Source organism: Humibacter albus DSM 18994, from assembly GCF_000421825.1.
Classification (GTDB): Bacteria; Actinomycetota; Actinomycetes; order Actinomycetales; family Microbacteriaceae; genus Humibacter; species Humibacter albus.
In genome coordinates, this window is sequence record NZ_ATXT01000013.1 from 559435 (window position 1) to 577406 (window position 17972).

19 protein-coding genes and 1 tRNA gene are annotated in these 17972 nt (G+C 68.5%); 11 read left to right on the forward strand and 9 right to left on the reverse strand.

From position 1 onward, the window contains the following. Nucleotides 1-25: 25 nt before the first annotated feature. The 5 genes from H623_RS0107290 (at nucleotide 26) to H623_RS0107310 (ending at nucleotide 3956) form a co-directional block, all read left to right on the forward strand. Nucleotides 26-1024, forward strand: coding sequence for an alpha/beta hydrolase (locus H623_RS0107290; protein ID WP_022900287.1), 999 nt, complete (start codon nucleotides 26-28; stop codon nucleotides 1022-1024). A gap of 269 nt (nucleotides 1025-1293) precedes the next feature. Further along, nucleotides 1294-1893: a SipW-dependent-type signal peptide-containing protein gene (locus tag H623_RS0107295; RefSeq protein WP_026940057.1), complete on the forward strand. Its 600-nt coding sequence runs from the start codon at nucleotides 1294-1296 to the stop codon at nucleotides 1891-1893. 281 nt (nucleotides 1894-2174) lie between these two features. Then, nucleotides 2175-2678 carry a signal peptidase I gene (locus tag H623_RS18475; RefSeq protein WP_245558932.1) on the forward strand — a complete coding sequence of 168 codons (504 nt, stop codon included), beginning with the start codon at nucleotides 2175-2177 and terminating at the stop codon, nucleotides 2676-2678. Next, the gene (locus tag H623_RS0107305; protein ID WP_022900290.1) at nucleotides 2675-3370 is read left to right on the forward strand and encodes a hypothetical protein; all 696 of its coding nucleotides are present in this window, start codon (nucleotides 2675-2677) and stop codon (nucleotides 3368-3370) included. Before H623_RS18475 ends, H623_RS0107305 begins: the two co-directional genes overlap by 4 nt. Further along, nucleotides 3363-3956 carry a hypothetical protein gene (locus H623_RS0107310; RefSeq protein WP_157560901.1) on the forward strand — a complete coding sequence of 198 codons (594 nt, stop codon included), beginning with the start codon at nucleotides 3363-3365 and terminating at the stop codon, nucleotides 3954-3956. Before H623_RS0107305 ends, H623_RS0107310 begins: the two co-directional genes overlap by 8 nt. 44 nt (nucleotides 3957-4000) lie before the next feature. Here the strand turns inward: H623_RS0107310 and H623_RS0107315 are convergent, their stop codons facing one another. Then, nucleotides 4001-4936, reverse strand: coding sequence for an alanyl-tRNA editing protein (locus tag H623_RS0107315; RefSeq protein ID WP_022900292.1), 936 nt, complete (start codon nucleotides 4934-4936; stop codon nucleotides 4001-4003). Between the two features lie 5 nt (nucleotides 4937-4941). Then, nucleotides 4942-5430 (reverse strand): YajQ family cyclic di-GMP-binding protein, encoded by a 489-nt coding sequence (locus tag H623_RS0107320; RefSeq protein WP_022900293.1) that lies wholly within the window; start codon nucleotides 5428-5430, stop codon nucleotides 4942-4944. 276 nt (nucleotides 5431-5706) lie between these two features. On the opposite strand from H623_RS0107320, the gene H623_RS0107325 reads away from it, so the two are divergent. Both H623_RS0107325 and H623_RS0107330 read left to right on the forward strand, forming a co-directional pair. After that, on the forward strand, nucleotides 5707-6195 hold the full coding sequence (locus H623_RS0107325) for an LPXTG cell wall anchor domain-containing protein (RefSeq protein WP_022900294.1): 489 nt from the start codon (nucleotides 5707-5709) through the stop codon (nucleotides 6193-6195). A gap of 212 nt (nucleotides 6196-6407) precedes the next feature. Next, nucleotides 6408-6489: transfer RNA gene (locus tag H623_RS0107330), tRNA-Tyr, on the forward strand. Nucleotides 6490-6738: 249 nt separating this feature from the next. Here the strand turns inward: H623_RS0107330 and H623_RS18480 are convergent. After that, entirely contained in the window at nucleotides 6739-7470 is a 732-nt protein-coding gene (locus H623_RS18480) for a metal-dependent transcriptional regulator (RefSeq protein WP_022900295.1), read from the reverse strand. Between the two features lie 231 nt (nucleotides 7471-7701). On the opposite strand from H623_RS18480, the gene panD reads away from it, so the two are divergent. Both panD and H623_RS22170 read left to right on the forward strand, forming a co-directional pair. After that, a complete protein-coding gene (panD, locus tag H623_RS0107340) occupies nucleotides 7702-8091 on the forward strand; it encodes an aspartate 1-decarboxylase (RefSeq protein ID WP_022900296.1) in 390 nt (129 codons plus the stop codon). A gap of 335 nt (nucleotides 8092-8426) precedes the next feature. Then, complete coding sequence (locus H623_RS22170; protein ID WP_022900297.1) at nucleotides 8427-8735, forward strand: DUF3467 domain-containing protein; 309 nt, start codon at nucleotides 8427-8429, stop codon at nucleotides 8733-8735. Nucleotides 8736-8748: 13 nt separating this feature from the next. On the opposite strand, the gene H623_RS18485 is transcribed toward H623_RS22170, so the two are convergent. Both H623_RS18485 and H623_RS18490 read right to left on the reverse strand, forming a co-directional pair. Then, a complete protein-coding gene (locus H623_RS18485) occupies nucleotides 8749-9225 on the reverse strand; it encodes a DUF805 domain-containing protein (RefSeq protein ID WP_169514906.1) in 477 nt (158 codons plus the stop codon). Nucleotides 9226-9247: 22 nt separating this feature from the next. Beyond that, the gene (locus H623_RS18490) at nucleotides 9248-9526 is read right to left on the reverse strand and encodes a hypothetical protein (RefSeq protein ID WP_022900299.1); all 279 of its coding nucleotides are present in this window, start codon (nucleotides 9524-9526) and stop codon (nucleotides 9248-9250) included. Nucleotides 9527-9631: 105 nt separating this feature from the next. On the opposite strand from H623_RS18490, the gene H623_RS0107360 reads away from it, so the two are divergent. Continuing rightward, a complete protein-coding gene (locus H623_RS0107360) occupies nucleotides 9632-10444 on the forward strand; it encodes an inositol monophosphatase family protein (RefSeq protein ID WP_022900300.1) in 813 nt (270 codons plus the stop codon). A gap of 162 nt (nucleotides 10445-10606) precedes the next feature. Here the strand turns inward: H623_RS0107360 and H623_RS0107365 are convergent, their stop codons facing one another. From H623_RS0107365 to H623_RS0107380, 4 genes are all read right to left on the reverse strand, one after another. Continuing rightward, complete coding sequence (locus tag H623_RS0107365) at nucleotides 10607-11623, reverse strand: LacI family DNA-binding transcriptional regulator (RefSeq protein ID WP_022900301.1); 1017 nt, start codon at nucleotides 11621-11623, stop codon at nucleotides 10607-10609. 75 nt (nucleotides 11624-11698) lie between these two features. Next, nucleotides 11699-13414, reverse strand: a complete 1716-nt coding sequence (locus H623_RS0107370) for a glycoside hydrolase family 13 protein (protein WP_022900302.1) — start codon at nucleotides 13412-13414, stop codon at nucleotides 11699-11701. A 446-nt stretch (nucleotides 13415-13860) separates the two neighbouring features. Further along, on the reverse strand, nucleotides 13861-15417 hold the full coding sequence (locus tag H623_RS20960) for a glycoside hydrolase family 43 protein (RefSeq protein ID WP_169514907.1): 1557 nt from the start codon (nucleotides 15415-15417) through the stop codon (nucleotides 13861-13863). A 29-nt stretch (nucleotides 15418-15446) separates the two neighbouring features. Beyond that, nucleotides 15447-16763, reverse strand: a complete 1317-nt coding sequence (locus H623_RS0107380) for an ABC transporter substrate-binding protein (RefSeq protein WP_022900304.1) — start codon at nucleotides 16761-16763, stop codon at nucleotides 15447-15449. Nucleotides 16764-16944: 181 nt separating this feature from the next. On the opposite strand from H623_RS0107380, the gene H623_RS0107385 reads away from it, so the two are divergent. Beyond that, a complete protein-coding gene (locus H623_RS0107385) occupies nucleotides 16945-17970 on the forward strand; it encodes a LacI family DNA-binding transcriptional regulator (RefSeq protein WP_026940059.1) in 1026 nt (341 codons plus the stop codon). Nucleotides 17971-17972 lie beyond the last annotated feature (2 nt).

Below are 17972 nucleotides of genomic sequence, written 5' to 3' on the forward strand. Positions count from 1 at the left end.
CCGACCCTCCTCGTAGGCTGAGCCCATGGGGGAGTGGGTTCCTGACGTGCTCGGCCGGCCGTTCGAGCAGCGCACCCTGTCCCTCGGAGTCGAAGCCACCGAAGAGGGCGAACACGAACTCGTCGCCACCCTCGTGCGGTATCGTCGCGCGCCCCGGCTGTCGCTGGCGGCGCCGGCGCGGGGCGTCGACGTGCTCTACGTGCACGGATGGTCGGACTACTTCTTCCAGACGGAGCTCGCCGAGTTCTGGCACCGGCAGGGTGCCCGCTTCTATGCGCTCGACCTGCGACGCTACGGTCGCAGCCTGCGTGACGGGCAGACGCCCGGGTTCATCACCGACCTGAGCGCGTACGACCAGGACATCGCGGCGGCGCTGGGCGCAATGGGGCATCCGCTCGAACCGGGACGCCGCTCGGCGCGTCGCCTGGTGCTCATGGGACATTCGACGGGAGGGCTCACCCTCAGCCTGTGGGCCGCGCGACACAGGGGCGTTGCATCCGCCCTCGTTCTCAACAGCCCGTGGCTGGAGTTCCAGGCCGGCTCGTGGGGCCGCGACGTGTTGCAGCCGTTGGTCGACCTGCACGCGCGGGTCGCGCCGAAGGGCAGGCTGCCCGGCGTCGACCTGGGGTTCTACACGCGGTCGGTCTCCGCGGCGGAGCAGGGGGAGTGGGTGTACGAGCCGCGTTGGCGTCCAGCTCGCGGGTTCTCCCTGCACCCTGCGTGGCTGCGCGCCGTACTGGCCGGGCACGAGAGAGTGGCGCGTGGACTGGGCCTGGACATCCCGGTGCTCACGATGCTCTCGGGGCGCTCGACGATCTCCGCGACCTGGAGCGCGGCGATGCTCTCCAGTGACGTGGTACTCGACGTGGACGAGACCGCCGCGCGATCCACGCGGCTCGGCTCCCGGGTGACGGTGACCCGCTTCGATGGCGCGCTGCACGACGTCTTGCTCTCGAAGGAGCACATTCGGCGGGATGCCTATGCCGCCATCGAACGCTGGCTCCCGTACGCCTTCAGCCGCTGATGTCCGCGCATCGGCGCGGCGGCGCCACGGCCTCAACGAGCGGCGCGACGGCATCGACGTGCGTGACATCCGCTTGGGGGACGCAGAACGTGCGGTTTTCTGCGTGAAGCCGCACAGAAATGAGGACCGCTCAGTTTACCCTGAATTGGGGGACAAGATTCGCGCGAAACGAGGGATACAACGAGGCCCGGCACCCTGATTGACTGAGAGCGGTCGCATCGGGACGGCCGAATTCGGGACAAGCATCCACACAGGGGGTGGCGCGCGCCATGACATCAACGCGCAATCGTAAGGGGATCGTTCGCGCGGTCCTGGCAGGCGGAATCGTACTGGGAGTGGGAGCGGCGATCACACTCGCGGCCTGGAACGCTTCGGACTTCGCGACGGGGAACTTCGACGCGGGCACGTTCGCCTTCCAGGGCTCGGCCAACGGGACGGACTATGCGCTGCACACCTCTGAGGATCCGGCGACATTGAGCTTCGGCGACGCCACCGACATGTCGCCTGGCATGACGACCTACGCCGCCTACTGGCTCCGACTCGGTGCTGGAACGACGGACGACGCAACGGTGACGCTCGCCTCGGGCGGGGCGACGGGTGTGACCGGGCTCACGTACGGGATGACCCAGATCGGCGCCACCGCCACCTGCGACGCGAGCGCCGCGACGACGGGCACTTCTCTCGTCCCGGCGGGAACAGCGCTGGATTCCGTGGGCGCCACCGCGCCGACGTTCGCGCTGACGGCCGGCGCCACCAGCACCGACGACGGCACGCCCGTGCAGGTGTGCCTCGCGGTCACGGCCGATACCGGTCTGGTGCAGGGGCAGAGCGGCAACGCGACCTGGCAGTTCACCGCGCAATCGAACTGACAGTCTGTGACCTCTCGAGTGCTGTCCGGCCCGCGCGGCCGGATGGCATTCGAGCGACCGATCCGAGCACGTTCGAGCACCGGATCCGAGCACCGAAGCGGGTGAACACCGAGTAGATGCATGTTGAGCAACTGCACTCACGCCGGACGCGCGCCGAAACGGCGCAAGTCGAGGCGGTGCCTGCCGAGGCGGAATCTGCCGAGGCGATGGGGAGCGGAAACGATCGCTCACGAGTCGGCTGGGCGCGCGCGGCCTCCATCACACGGACGACTCTGCTCAACGTGGCCGCGGTGCTCGGCTCCGTGTGCATCGTGCTGGTCGTGCTCGCCATGGTGTTCAACATCACGCTCATCATGTTCAAGACCGGATCGATGTCGCCGACCATTCCGACGGGTTCGCTCGCGGTGGTGCGGCAGATTCCGGCTCAAGACGCGAAGGTGGGCGATGTCGTGACGGTCGACCGCCCCGGGCTACTGCCGGTGACGCACCGCATCGTGAGCACGCATGCCGGGGAGCACGGAACGACGGTTCTCACACTCAAGGGTGACGCGAATCCGACCGCCGATCCCGCACCGTACACGGTTCGCACGGTGCGCCTCGTGATGTGGTCCGTTCCGGGCCTCGCCTACTTCGTGGTCTGGTTGAGCAATCCCATCGTGCTCGGCGCGCTGACGCTCGCCGTGGCTGCACTGATCGTCTGGGTGCTCTGGCCGCGGGACGACGACCGCCGGCCGGCTCGCCACGCACAGCAAGCGCGGGAACCGCAGGAAGACGAGAACCAATGATCGGCGAGCGGCTGCGCACGGCCGTCGCGGCCACGGGACTCGTGTCGGCGGCAGCGCTCGCCATCGCCGGAGCGGCGCTTCTGCACCCCTCCGCGGCGCTCGGCGCGCCGTCGGACCAGACGGGCCCGGCGCTCGTGCTCTCGGGTGATCCACCCGGCACGGTGCACACGCTTCAGCCCGGTGTGCCGGCGCTCTGGAACGTGGGAGTCACGGTGCATCGGATGCCCGTGAGCACGCTCGTCGGCATCGTCACGTCAGCCGGTGGGTTCGAGGCGGCCGACATCGGCGTGGGCAGCACCGTGCAGGTGCTCGGCTGCACCACCGCGTGGACGGGAGCGACCTGCGCGAGCGGGGAACGGACCATCCTGCCGTCGACCGCGACCGATCAGCTGCCGTCGGCGAAGCTGCCGCTGGCAGACCCGGCCAAGCCGATCCCGGCGCAGACCTGGGTACAGGCGCGGGTGACGCTTGCGGCGGATGCGCCAACGGGCACTGCCGGCGACCTGCAGGTGCGGCTCACGGTGGACGCTTCCGGGGGCGACCAGGTGCCGACGGCCCCGGCCACCGCGTCGGGATCGACGCCTCTCGCCGACACGGGCTCTGCGCCCCTCGGTGCAGGACTGCTGGCGCTCGCCGCAGTGGGCGGCGGACTCGCTGCGTCCGCCCTGGTGAGGAGGCGGCGGCGTGGCTGAACGTCGGGAACGGATGCCCATGGCATCGGGCAACCGGGCCGCGCGCTCCGTGACCCGGCGCCGGCTGTGGGCACTCGTGCTCGCGTGCGTGGCGACGCTGGGGATCGTCGCTTCCGGGAGCGTGCAGCCGACTGCGACGGAGGCCAGCTGGACCTCGGCTGATCAGACGAAGGCTGCGTTCGTGGCGATCACGGTGCCCTCACCCGCAGTGACGAGTTGTTCGGGCACGGCGCTGAGCACCGCGGTCACGATCAAATGGACGCTGCCGACGACCGGCGGCTACACCACGGCAGATGTCGAGTTCGGAGGCAGCAGTACCGGCCTGGGAACCGTGGGCAATCTGCTCGGAGCCTCCACTTCGGCGACGACCGGTCCGGTCAACGGTGTCTACACGACCACGCTGAGCAGTTCAGTTCTCGGCGGCGTTCTGGGCAGCTTGCTCGGCACAACGATCTACATCTCCCTCTGGACGAAGTACAAGCCGAGCAGCGGCATCTCCAGCACATGGGTCTCGGCGCCCGTGGGATACAAGGTGACATATCCCGCAGTGCTCGGCGTTCTCGGGGGAACCTGCAGCGCGCCCTGATTCCCGCTCAGCGACGATCCTGCCCTGTGCGATGGCGTCAGGCGTCAGGCGTCCACGCCCACGCCCCCGGCTCCGCACCGCATCGTCAGTGTCGGTGTCCCTGTGTCCTCGCCGACCTCCAGCGACACGGTGACGTCCCCGAGCGCACCGAGCGACGCCACGTGTGTTCCGCCGCACGCGATCCGAGCGGATGTCGCCGTTGCGCCGGCGTCGCTCGTGTCGTCAGCGTCGATCTCCGGCAGATCGCAAACCCAGTACCTCGGCTCGCTCAGCCCTTCGCCGTCGCGCTCGATGCGCACCGGCGCGTCGGCGGCGATCCACCCGCGCAACATGCTCTGCGCGGCGGAAGCGACGGCATCCAGAGACTCCGACAGACCGTCCGTCGAGAAACCCTTGCGGCGCAGCGACTTGTTCAGGCGGAACACGTCGACGGAGCCGTTCGGCACGATCACGGACGACTGGATGGCCTCGTGATCGAAGTCAGGGTGTCCGAGCGCATCGTCGCGCACCGGCTTGCTCCAGCGCTCGGCCAGTGCCGCGTTGAGCGCCAGTGATGCCACATGGCACAGCGTGTGACCGACGGAGAGCGCGTGGCGATGGGCGGCATCCACGCTCACGGTCACTTCGTCGCCCACGGCGATGCGGCTCGGCTCCGCCAGCACATGCACCACCACGAACGCCCAGCCCTCGGTGCCACGGTGCACCGGCACGTCGTCGCCGACGAACAGGTTGGTGCCGTCGGTGGCCCCCACGAGAACGTCGACGAGGGGCGCCTCGTCGTCGCCCACCAGAATGCTCCCGCGATCGGGCCCCTGGTCGGGCCACGCCAGATCGACCGGATGCGCGGGCGTGCGGTCCAGCAGCACGAGCTCGCGGCCGGCGTCGTACGGCTGCACGTGCAGCACGACCGCGTCGGCGCGCAACGCCTCGACGCCGGAGGTCGGATACAGGACGACGGTGTCGGAAGACGGCAGCGGCATCGTGATCAGCGGAGGTTGACGAACTGAAGGTCCACGTCGACGTCGGCCTTCTTCAGCAGCGCGATCGTCGCCTGCAGGTCATCGCGGCTCTTCGAGGAGACGCGCACCTCATCGCCCTGGATCTGACTCTTGACAGACTTGGGCGCCTCGTCACGGATGAGCTTGTTGATCTTCTTGCCGGCATCCTGGTCGATGCCCTGCTTCAGCGCCACCTCGAGGCGGAACTCCTTGCCGCTGGCGTACGGCTCGCCGGCATCGAGGCTCTTCAACGAGATGCCGCGCTTGATGAACTTGGACTCGAGCACGTCGAGGATCGCCTTCACGCGCTCCTCACTGTTCGCCTTCAGCAGCACCTTCTCACCGCTCCACTCCACAGAGGCGCCGATGTTCTTGAAGTCGTAGCGCTGGTCGACCTCTTTGCGAGCCTGGTTGACGGCGTTGTCGGCCTCCATCTTGTCGACCTTGCTGACCACGTCGAACGAGGAATCTGCCATGACGTTCCGCTCCCTTGTGTCGCGAAGTTGTGCCGAAGTTTCGTCTGCATGCGAGTGTAGGGCGTGTTGCGAAACCCATACTGGGCTGCGGTGCGCAGGTGGAGGCCGCTGGCGGCGTCATCGTCGTCGGCCGCAGCCCCGTGAGACTCCCCTCCTCTTCCTTGCCATCGACCACCATCGGCACATCCTCGCCCGCCGACGACTTTCGCAACACGCCCTGGGATGCCTCGCGATCGCGGGATGCCCCGAAGCTCGCGTTGCCCCTATGCTGGCCGCGTGACCCACGACTTCGGAGAACTCGCCGACACCGGCTCCAATGTGACGCCCTGGCTGATCATCGGCGGCATCATCGTGCTGCTCGGCGTGATCGCCCTGATCGTCGCAGGAATGGTGCGTTCGCGTCGCTCCGCACAGCAGGTCGAGGACGCGGCGGAAGTCGTCGCGGATGCCGGTGGCACGCTCCCCGTGCCCGATCCGAACGCGTCCGCTTCCACCGAGACGGTGATCGACGAGGCGTCCGGCCTCGGCGCCGCGAGCGCCGCGGCTCCCGATGCGGCGGGCTCGGGCGCCGGGGGCGCCGGTGCGGCGGATCCCAGCGCCGGCAGCGACGACGTCACGACCGAAGGCGACACGCGAGGCGGCCGCGAGACGGCGCCTGATGGCCGCGATGCCACGTCTGATGGTGGCGATGCCACGTCTGATGGTGGCGATGCCGCGCCTGGCGGTGGCGATGCCACGTCTGGTGGTGGCGACACCAGGCAGTGAGCCCGGGGTTCAGAGCACCGACCGCAGCCGGGTCTCTTGGCCACGCGCGGTCGCATCCTCCCGCCGACTGACCGCCCTGTCGGAACCGCGTGACGGGTGCCGGCCGCGGCGTGGATGCTTGACCATCGCGTCGATTTCACCGGATGCGTCTGCGTAGGTATCCTTGAACCCGCGCCTTCGGTCAGGTGATCACATGTGGTCGGGAGCGCCACGGCAGGTTACCCAAGCGGCCAAAGGGATCTGACTGTAAATCAGCCGGCATAGCCTTCGGGGGTTCGAATCCCTCACCTGCCACCCAAGCCGAGAGGCCCGGAATCACGCGGAAACAGCGTGTCCGGGCCTCTTGTCGTTTCAGTGATCGACGGTCTCCGACTCGACGGGGCGCCCGTTCCGCTATCACGAAGTGAGGCTTCCTGAACCCGCCGGGACTGCGGGCGCGATTCGCGACAGCGGAGCGGGCGGTGCGACTCCGTGGCGCGCCGCCGAGGGAGCCCTACGAGGGAGGCCGGAGGTGATCGCCTCCGGCGCGATGGCGTCGCCGGGCTACGCCCCCGGCCGCGGACGCAGCGGCGTCGCCGCGCTCACTCCGTCGACGTCATCGACGAAGAGGTGCACCGCCTGGCTGTGCTCCAGCTCGAGGGGCTCCGCGCCGTCCATCTCGACGATGACCATCGGGCCGTGCAGGGTGAACGTGCCCGGGGCATCCGGGACCACACCCGCGCGACGCAGCCGGGCGAGCACCGCGGGGTCGGCCTGCAGGGGCTCGCCGATCCATCGGACATGTGCCGAGACGGGGGTGTCCTGGCTGGCAGCCAGCCGCACCACGTTCACGAGCCCCGACTCCGCGGCGCTGACGAGGCGTAGCGCATCCCGAGCCGGAATGGGGTTACCGTACGGCGTCTGCTGCGGATGCCCGAGCACCTCGACCAATCGCACCTCCGCCTCGTCGCTCATCACGTGCTCCCACCGACAGGCCTCTTCGTGCACGTGCTCCCAGTCCAGTCCGATCGTCTGGGAGAGCAGACACTCCGCGAGCCGATGCTTGCGCATCACGTTCATCGCCGTTCGACGGCCCAGCTCGGTGAACTCGAGATGGCGGTCCGGCGTGACCACCATCAGACCGTCCCGCTGAATGCGAGCGACCGTCTCCGAGACGGTGGGCCCCGCCTGTTCGAGGCGCTCGACGATGCGTGCGCGCAGCGCAGGAATGCCCTCCTCCTCCATCTCGAGCACGGACTTCAGATACATCTGCGTCGTGTCGACGAGGTCGTCCATGTCATCACCCCTGTTCGCGCCACCTGCCACTCTAGGGTTTCGGCGTGAGACAGTGGAGCACGGATGCCCGTGCCCACCTCGCTACACTGGCCCACCGACCCCCTCCTCCCGCACCTCGCCCGTCTCGCAGGGGGTGCTCTTGCCCGCAGAAGCCGTCGGCCGAGTTCCGCCGTCTGCGCCTCCTGCACCGACTCGAACCACCCTTTACCGATTCGAAGGAGCCGCTCTCGAATGCGCGTGACCATGCTGCGTGCCAAGATCCACCGCGCGACGATCACCCACGCCGATCTGCACTACGTCGGATCGCTCACTGTCGATCGCGACCTGCTCGAGGCGACCGGCATCCTCGTCGGTGAACGGGTCAGCGTGGTGAACATCGACAACGGCGAGCGGTTCGAGACGTACGTGATCGAGGGCGAGCCGGGATCCGGCGTGGTCGGTGCGAACGGGGCGGCGGCACGGCTGGTGAGCGTGGGCGACCGGGTGATCATCATGGCGTATGCCTCGGTGAAGCTGGCGAAGGCATCCGCTCTCACGCCGGCCGTGATCATGGTCGACGATGGGAACAAGATCGAGCACACCGGCAGCGACCCGGCGTTCCCGAAGGTGTATCCGCGCTGACAATGCCCGGCCCGCCCCCGACGGTGCCCTGCTGCGTGGTGGCGAGAGCGGCCTCGCACCCCGCCGTGCGGGTCGCCTGGCGTGCGGCCCTCCCACCGGGCCGTCGTGGGTCGCCCGACCTGCTGGGCGGTGGCGGGTCGTGCTGGCCGGCGCCGGCCACGGCGATGGAGGTTCACAATTCAGGCTGGAGTGGCCGGAATCGTCTTGCCGCCGGGGAAGTCTCGCGGCACACAAGCGTGCGGCACGTTCCCATCCTGAGTTGTGAACGGTCCAAGGGGCGACCACTAGGCTCGCCGCAAGCGGGCCGACCGCTCACGCGAACGGAAGGGGGAGCCGTGGCCGACGACCAGGGGAATCTGCCGACGCAGATCAACTTCGACATCTCGCCGGAGGTGGAGACGGGGACGTTCGCCGATTTCGCAAGTATCTGGCACACCGACAACGTGTTCGTGCTCGACTTCGCGTCGCTGCGCGGACCGGCGCGCGAGAGCCGGGACGAGAGCGGTGTCGCGCAGAACTCGGTGAATGCGCGTGTCGTCACGAGGGTGCGCATCCCGCCCGAGCAGGTGTTCGAGTTGGCCAAGGCGCTCACGCGCGAACTCGAGATCTGGGAGCAGCAGACCGGCAAGCGTTCGGCGCAGTAGCAGCGCCGGACTCTCAGGCGCGATCGAATCGCGTGCCGTAACCCTGACGGGGCAGCACGCTGAGGATCACGCCGATCACGACGCCGGCGAACGGGATGAGCGTCAGCAGGATCCACCAGCCGGCGAGGTTCGCGTCGTGCAGTCGGCGCACGAAGACCGCGATGCTCGGCAGGAGTGTGGCCAGAACGTAGGCGAGATAGACGACGCCGATCACCGTGCTCGCCGTGGTCGGACGCGCGGCTTCGGGGCCGACGACGGAGTTGACCATCTCCACCGCGATCCCGACGGCGAAGAACACGGCCAGGTTCATGGCGTACGCCCACCAGAACTCGCTGCGGCTCGCGCGACCGTGGAATGCGGCGTACTTCGTGAAGAACCGGCGGATGCCTTCCTGCGGCGTCGCGCGATACACGGGCTCGTCCGAGGCGCGAAGCGCGGCGGCGCTGGCCGCGGCATCCACGGCATCCTGCGCCTCGTCGTCGGTGCTCACGAAAACCATGCTTGCACAGCCGTCAGTCGATCACGCGAAGCAACTCCCAGAGGCCGTTGTCGGCGCGGCGAACGTCGAAGACGCGAGTATCGCCGTCGGTGGCAGAGCCTTGGAAGCGCCAGCCGCGAAGCGGTCGAGGCGGGTGCGTGATCGCCGGGCTCAGCGGCAGGTCGGGTTCGGGTCCGAGCCGGGTCGCCGTGTCGGTCACCCGGTATCGGCGGCCCTCCCAGACCATGCGGAGCGGCACTCCTTGTTCGTCGACCCAGACCGTCACGATGTCGGTGGTATGCGTGATGCTCATGACTACCCTCTATTCGTGAGAGTCGAACGTCTGTTCGATCTGATGGGAGCATAAGCACAGTGCGAGCGACACGCCAAAGACCACCGCCCCAGTAGCATCGGAGGCATGCCTGCGATCTCCGAACTGCTCGACCTTGCCCGCTCGACAGCCGTGGAGGCGGGCGAGCTGGTGCGCACTCGTCGCGACGAGGGCGTGGAGGTCGCGGCGACCAAAACGGCGCCGGAAGACATCGTGACTGCGGCAGACCGGGAGTCCGAAGATCTGATTCGCGGCCGCATCGCGGCGGTGCGCCCGGGCGACGGGTTCTTCGGCGAGGAGAGCGACGCGACTGCGTCGTCGAGCGGCCTGACCTGGGTCGTCGATCCGATCGATGGCACCGTGAACTACCTCTACGGCATTCCGGCCTACGCCGTCTCGATCGCGGTCGTCGAGGGAGACCCGGAACCGAACACGTGGAAGGCGCTCGCTTCGGCCGTGGTGAATCCGGCAAGCGGCGAGGTCTATACGGCCAGCGCGGGCGGCGGCGCCTACCTGGGCACCCGGCGCCTGCGGGTGGCCACGGGCAAGCAGCTATCGCTCGCCCTGGTCGGCACCGGGTTCTCGTATGACTCGCGGCGTCGGGGACTCCAGGCCGAAGCGGTGAGCATGCTGATCCCACGGGTGCGCGACATCCGTCGCATCGGCGCGGCGGCGCTCGATCTCTGCAACGTCGCGTCGGGACGCCTGGATGCCTATTACGAGAAGGGCCTGAAGCCCTGGGACCACGCAGGCGGTGCGCTCGTCGCGACCGAGGCGGGCGCGAGAGTCGCCGGCCTGCACGGCGCGGCAGCGAGCCGAGCGCTCACGATTGCGGCGGAGCCGGGGCTGTTCGCTCAACTCGAGCCGATCCTCGACGAGCTCGGAGTCGTCGACCGCTGAGCAGAGCCCGTTTCGCGCCTGCCGCCGCGCGCGATGCTGCACGCCGAGGCCGGCCGCGGACCCTTCGACTGCAGAGCGTTCCGCACGAGCGCCAGCATGGAGGTCTCGGGCGAGTGCTCGACAGGGGATCGGCCGCGTTGCGGCAGGACGAGGCAGGACGCGTCAGTCCGCGAGGCGAGCCGTGCTCGAGCGCACGACGAGCTGGAACGGGAGTTCCCGGTTCAGCGTGGCGGCGTCATCCGACTCCGGCTGCAGCGCGTCCATCAGCACGTCGACGGCCAACCGGCCCTGCTGGCGTGGGAACTGCGCCACGGTCGTGAGCCCGAAGAACTCCGCCAGCTCGTGATCGTCGATGCCGACGATCGAGACGTCGCGCGGCACGGACAGGCCGAGATCGCGGGCGGCGAGCAGGCATCCGATCGCCATCTCGTCCGAGGCGGCGAAGATCGCCGTCGGCCGATCGTACGGGCGCCCCAGCAGTTGTTTGGCGGCTTCGTACCCGCCGCGGATGGTGAAGTCCGCCGGCTGATACAGGTCGTCCCGAATGGTCAAGCCCGCGTCGTGCATCGCGCGCTCGAAGCCGCGGCGGCGAGTCGACGCGAGGTGGAAGTCGAGATCGAACTCCACGCCCGCACCGATGTGCGCGATCTGAGTGTGTCCGAGCGAGATCAGATGTTCCGTGGCGAGCTGCGCCACCGCCAGGTCGTCAAGGGTGAGGGTGGGGACGCCGGGAATGGGGCCGCCGATGCCGACGAGCGGCTTGTGCAGAGCGAGCAGTCGGCTCACCTCGTCATCGGTGAGCTCCAACGCCACGGCGATGACGGCATCCACCCGCTTGCGCAGCAAGAATTGGTCGAACACGCTGCGCCGTGACTCCTCGCCGCCGCTGAGGTTGTAGAGCGTGAGATCGTAGCCGTGCCCCAGCAGTGCCGCCTCGGCGCCCTCGACCACCGAGGAGAAGAACCACCGCGAGAGGAACGGCACCACGACGCCCACGTTGCGCGTGCGACCCGACGCCAGACTCGACGCGTTCGAGGACACGACGTACCCGAGCGTGGAGGCCGCCGACTGCACGCGTTCGCGCGTGGCCGGGGAGACCGGGCCGTTCCCGCTCAGCGCGCGAGACACCGTCGCGGTCGATACGCCGGCAAGCCGGGCGACCTCATCAATGCCAGTCATCGCACACCCGTATCCGCGTGCGGCACACGGACCGACGCTCCCCTGGACGACATCGTAGCGAGCGGCAGGACCGCGTTAACGAGCGAGCCACGCGGCCGTGTCGGCCGGCAACCGCCCTTCGGCCAGCGGCGCACTCGAGACGAGAACGGTGCCCGGCGGCAGCGACACGGATGCCTCACCCACGTTCGCGACGACCGTCACCTCGCCGTTGTGGAACGCCACGACGTTCTCACCGAAGCCGTCGAGCCACTCCAGCACGCCGGCGCCGAGGCCGCGCTCTTCGCGCTCGGCAAGCAGACGCCGGTAGAGCGACAGCGTCGAGTCGGGATCGGATGCCTCGACGTCGCGTGCCAGCGTCGCCCACTCGGCGGGCTGTGGGAGCCAGCTCGCGCCGGTGTCGCTGAAGCCGTAGGACGCACCGGCAGCGGTCCACGGGATCGGCACGCGGCATCCGTCACGTCCGTAGCGCTCGCCGTGCGTGCGGAACCACGTCGGGTCCTGACGCGCGGAGTCGGGGAGATCGATGACCTCGGGCAACCCGAGTTCCTCGCCTTGGAACAGGTAGGCGGAGCCGGGCAGCGCGAGCATGAGCGTGGTCGCGGCGCGGGCCCGGCGTAGACCGACGACGGGGTCGGGCCGGAACGGCGTCTTCGGTCCGAGGCCGTGACCCTGTGGATTGTCGCCCATGAGCGCGAGCCGGGTGGCGTGCCGCACGACGTCGTGGTTGGAGAGCACCCAGGTGCTGGGCGCGCCGACGCTGCCGAAGGCATCCAACGACGACGTGATGACCTCGTGCAGGGCCTGCGCGTTCCACGGCGTCTCGAGGTAGGAGAAATTGAACGTCTGCTGCATCTCATCGGGTCGTACGTAGAGAGCGAGCTTCGACGGCGGGTCGATCCATGCCTCACCGCAGAGTGCTCGATCACCGTCGTACTCGGCGAGCACTCTGTGCCAGTCGCGGAAGATGGCGTGGCCGCCTTCCTGACCCCAGTACGGCGGCTCGGGCGGCACGGTGCTGATCTCGGGTTCGAGGCTGCCGCCGGCTCCGCCCATCGACCCCGCCCCCTGGGCCGGAGTGAAGTCGGGCAGCCCCTCGGCCTTCGCCATGCCGTGCGCGACGTCGATGCGGAACCCGTCGACGCCGCGATCCAACCAGAACCGCAGGATGTCGCGGAACCGCGCCCATACCCAGGGATCCTCCCAGTTGAGGTCGGGCTGCGATGAGTCGAACAGGTGCAGGTACCACTGACCGGGCGTGCCGTCGGCGTTCGTGGTTCGCGTCCATGCCGGCCCGCCGAACACGGAATTCCAGTTGTTCGGCGGCTCGTCGCCGTTCTCGCCCTTGCCGTCGCGGAACCAGTAGTGGCCGCGCTCAGCGCTACCAGGAGCGGATGCCAGTGCCTCGCGGAACCACGCATGGTCCGACGACGTGTGATTCGGCACGAGGTCGACGATGACCCTCAGGCCGAGTTCGTGTGCGGCTGCCAGCATGTCGTCGAAGTCCGCCAGCGTGCCGAACAGCGGGTCCACACCGCGGTAATCAGCCACGTCGTACCCGGCGTCGCGCTGTGGCGAGGTCATGAACGGGGACAGCCAGATCGCGTCGACGCCGAGCTCGCGCAGGGCGGGAAGGTGGGCGGTGATGCCGGGGAGGTCGCCGATCCCGTCGCCGTTGCTGTCTGCGAAGGAGCGCGGATACACCTGATAGATGACGGCGGTGCGCCACCATTCATCGCCGGTGGTCTCCGAAAGCTCCGTCGCCGTGCTCGTTACGGGGATCGTCGTGTTCACGTCAGCAAGTCCTAGTTCGAGTCATGTACATCGCACGTGCACGCCCATGCTCTCGCACGCCGCGCACATTGTGCTGTCACTGTGGAGGTGTTCCTGCTGCTGCAGAGCTACATCGCGGGGCTACTTCACCGCCGGCTCCGTGAAGTAGCCCCGTTTCGCCTCGTCGCGCCCCCGGTTCGCCTCGTCGCGCCCCCGGCGCCCGGCACGCCTCGTCCGTCGAGCCCGCACGTTCCCGTCGAGCCCGCGTCGAATTGGCGCCCATAACCGGGTGGCTCGGCAATCGAGTGCGGGCTCGAAGCTGGGGCAGCGGAGTCGCCCGGCGGCGGAGATGCTTGGCGGTAGAGACGACCGGCGCGCGCCGCTCGCCGACTCGGGTGCGCGTCGCGTCCGCACGAGACAGCGGCGCACCCGCCCGACGGCATCGGATGCCGGGCGGGTGCGCCGTCTCATGCGCCGGTGGTCCCGACCGAGCCGCGATAGCCCATTCGGGTCACGCGTGCTCGCCCACCGGTGGTCCCGGTCACGAACGGCCCCCACATCGTTCCGACGAATCCGCCGGCCACCTCGGAGCTGAGCACCGTGGTGGGGACGGCCGCGGCCGTGTGCCCGCCGGCCGAGAAGAGCACGCCGTCGGCCGTGAGCTCGGCGGCGAACTCGATCTCCGCGTGGTCGTCGCCGCCGGTCGAGCCGAAGCCAGGCGTGAGCGCCCAGCTCTCCCGCTCCGTGTCCGTTCCGTCGCTGCGCTCGACCACCCGGAACCCGCCGTCGCACAGCTCGATCCGGAGTGAGTACGCGTCGCTCTGCCGGAACAGCAGGCCCGTGACGATGCCGGGCCCGACCGAGTCGAAGGCGACCGACACGCGCGCTCGGTGATGCGCGAGACGGTGGAACAGGGCGCTCGGGCGCGGGAGCCGCCTCGGCGCGACGGGCTGGGCTTCTGCCCCTGTCGTCGCCGACGGCGAGGACGACTGCGTCGTGTCGCTTCGTGCGGTGACGTCTGCGATCACCGTGAGTACGACGCCGTCGTGCGTCTGCTCGGCGAAGTCCGCCGGGCCACGCACCGTGAAGGCGCCATCGATAGCGGCCGGCTTCTGCTCCCAGCATGAGTGCCGATCCCCGACGTCCGCGAGCACGCCGAGCCCCGGGCTGATGACCGGCCATCCGTCCTCCCACTCGACGTCGGCGACGAACGTTTCACGGCCGAGGATGTGCCGCCCCTCCTCCGCGCGCACGCCCAGCACGACCGCGGCCCAGGACCCGTCAGGGCGCTCGACGAAGTCGGCGTGCCCGACGTTCTGCACCGGGTAGGCGGCTCCGAGGTGCCGGTGCGTGAGCACCGGGTTGCGGGGATGGTTCTCGTACGGTCCGGTGATCGAGCGGGAGCGGGCGACCACCACGGCATGGTCGCGGTACGTGCCGCCCTCAGCTGTGAGCAGGTAGAACCAGCCATCGCGCTTGAAGAGGTGCGGGCCTTCGCTCCACGTGGCATCCTTCAGGGCACCGTGCCACAGCACCGTCTCCTCGCCGGCGAACCGGCCGGTGCTCACGTCGATCTCGCGCACCCAGATGGCCGTGCGCCCGTCCTCCTCGCGCACGACGCGGGTCGCGCACCAGTACGCCTTGTCGTCGTGGAAGAACAGCGACGGGTCGAAACCGCTCGCCTCGGGGACCCAGAGCGGCGCGGACCACGGGCCGTGAGCATCCGATGCCGTGATGATGAACTGGCTCGGGGTTCTGTCGACCTGCGATCCGACGAGGTAGAACGTGCCGTCGTGGTGGCGCAGGGTCGGCGCGTAGAGGCCGCCGGAATCGCGCGCGCCTGCCAGAGCGAACTCGTCGGGTCGCGTCACGGCCGAGCCGATCGGCTTCCACTCCCGCAGGTCGGTGCTCTCGTACAGCGGGATGCCCGGCACATACTCGAACGTGGAATTGGCGAGATAGTACCGATCGCCCACGCGGCAGATCGACGGGTCCGGATGGAAGCCCGCGAGAACGGGGTTCACCGGTTCACGCGAGGGGCCCTGGATGCCCGTCACTTCTTGAGCTGGGATTCGAGCGTCGACTGCAGGGTCGTCAGCGCCTCCTTCGGTGTGGCCTTGAGCGAGAGAACCTGCTGGGCGAAAGTCGTCATCGCGGGCGTGCTGTCCACCAGCGAGACGTTCGCGAACAGGGCGGTCCCGCCGGGCGCGGCCCAGGTCTTGCAGATCGGCTGCCAGACGTTCACGAGCTTCACGTTGTCGGCGTTCGCCTTGAATTCGGGGGTGTCCGCGATCGACTTGAGTGGCGGCAGCCCGATGCCGGTGTTCTGCGTCCACAGCTTCGACATGTGCTTGTAGTAGTAGGTCAGGAACGCCTCGGAGCCCTTCTGGCTCGGGGTGTTCTTGTACATCATGATGTTGTTCGGAAAGTAGAGAGCACCCTTCTTGCCCTGGGCGCTGACCAGAGGATCGCCGAGCGCGAGCTGGTTCTGCACGTCGCCGGTGACGTTCTGCGGCAGGCCGGGCACGTCGATGCCCATCGCGCAGGTGCCCTTGCTCCATTGCGTGTTCGTGTTGGTGCTGGAGTACCCGAGGTTTCCGGGATCGACGTAGCCCTTGTGCACCATCTCGACGACCCATTCGAGCGCCTCGATGTTCACCGGCGTGACGCAATTCGGCTTCTGCTCCTCGTCGAAGAGCCCGCCACCGTTGTTGATCATGACGCCGGTCAACGTCTGGAAGCTGTTGCCCCCGCTCGTGTTGCTGCTGAGGCTGAAGCCGTAGACGCCGATCTTCTTGAGCGCGGCCGCGGCATCCAGGTAGCTCTGCCAGTCGGTCGGAGCCTCCGCTCCCGCCTTGTCGAGCAGCGTCTTGTTGTACCAGAGAATGCGCATGTCGAGGTTGTAGGGGATGGCGACGTAACCCTTGTCGGTCTTCATGGCATCCAGAAGGCCGGGCAGGAAGTCGTCGTAGAGACCGTTCTTCTTCCACTCGTCGAGCAGATCATCGGCGTAGGCGATCTTGCCCTTCGGGGCGTACTGGAACGCCTGCGTTCCGCCGCCGGAACTGACTGCGGGTCCGGTGTTCGAGGCGATCGCAGAGGCGAACGTCTGCGTGAAGTTCGACCACTGGATCTCCTGGTACGTGACATCCGGGAGGCCGTCCGCCGGCTTGTACGCGAGCGTGATCTTCTTGTCGAGCGGATTGAACTTGGTGCCGCCCCACGGCATGTTCCAGAACTTCATGCTTCCGCCGCCGCCGGAAGCAGTTCCTCCCGAGCTGCACGCAGCGAGCGCCGCGGTGGCGAAACCTGCTCCCGCCATGCCCAGGAAAGCACGGCGGCTGAAGCTGCTGGTTGTCGTCGTTGACATGATGTCCTCCTCGCGGCACGTACCGCGTTGTTCGCCATCGGACTGGCTTTTCAGGAAAGGTGTTGCGCAAATGCGACAGGGAATTTTCGACGCGGTTTGGAGTATGCACTCCTCGCTCTTTGTTTTCAAGGGGAACAAATCGCGAGTATTTGCGCAAATCGATCCCGCATAGGATGGCATCGTGCCATCGAAGCCGTTCCGTAACACCCGCCCGACGTTGGCTGTGGTTGCGCAACGGGCCGGCACGAGCATCCCTACCGTCTCGAAAGCGTTGCGGGGCGGAACGGATGTCGCGCCCGCCACCCGAGAGCGCATCGTGAAAGCCGCAAACGAGCTCGGCTACACGAATCCGAGCGATGCCCATTCGGCCGATACGGCTCCCACGCAGCTCGTGGACTTCGTGCTCTCGTCGGTGGACAACACGTGGGCGAACCGCGCCCTGGGCGGTGTGGAGGCGGCAGCCGGCACGGCGGACCTCGACGTCGTGATCACGCTCGTGCGCGAGGGCTCCGACTGGGCTGAGCGCGTGCTGCGCCGGTCATCGATCGGCGCCGTGCTCGCCGTCGTGGGACCGACACCGCAGCAGTGGAAGCGCATCACGTCGGCGGGGAGACCGTTGGTGCTTCTCGATCCGATGACGTCGCCGCCCGACGGCGTAGGCAGCGTCGGCGCGATGAACTATCAGGGCGGACGCTCGGTGGCGGAGCACCTGCTCTCACTGGGACATCGACGTTTCGGCGTGATCGACGTCTCTGACTCGTACGAATACAGCCGTGCCCGCGTCGACGGGTTCCGTTCGGCGCTCGGAGCCGCCGGCATCGGGCTCGCAGCCGATGCAGTGATCCATGCGCAGTGGGATCGCGATCGCGCGCGGGCAGCGGCGAACGAACTGCTGGCGCGGCGGGAGCGTCCGACGGCCGTCTTCGCCTGCACCGAGACGCTCGCGCTCGGTGCGTATGATGCGGCGGCCGGGCTCGGGCTGAGCATTCCGCGCGACCTCAGCGTCGTGGGGTACGACGACCTGCCGGAGGCGGGCTGGGCGAACCCGCCGATGACGACGGTGCAGCAACCGATCGCCGAGATGGGCGCGGCGGCGCTGCGGATGCTCCTGCGGTTGAGCGAGCATCCCGGACACGACCACGCGATGCGCGAAGAGCTCGCGACCCGGCTGATCGTGCGGGAGTCCACGGGGCCCGCTCCGAGCTGACG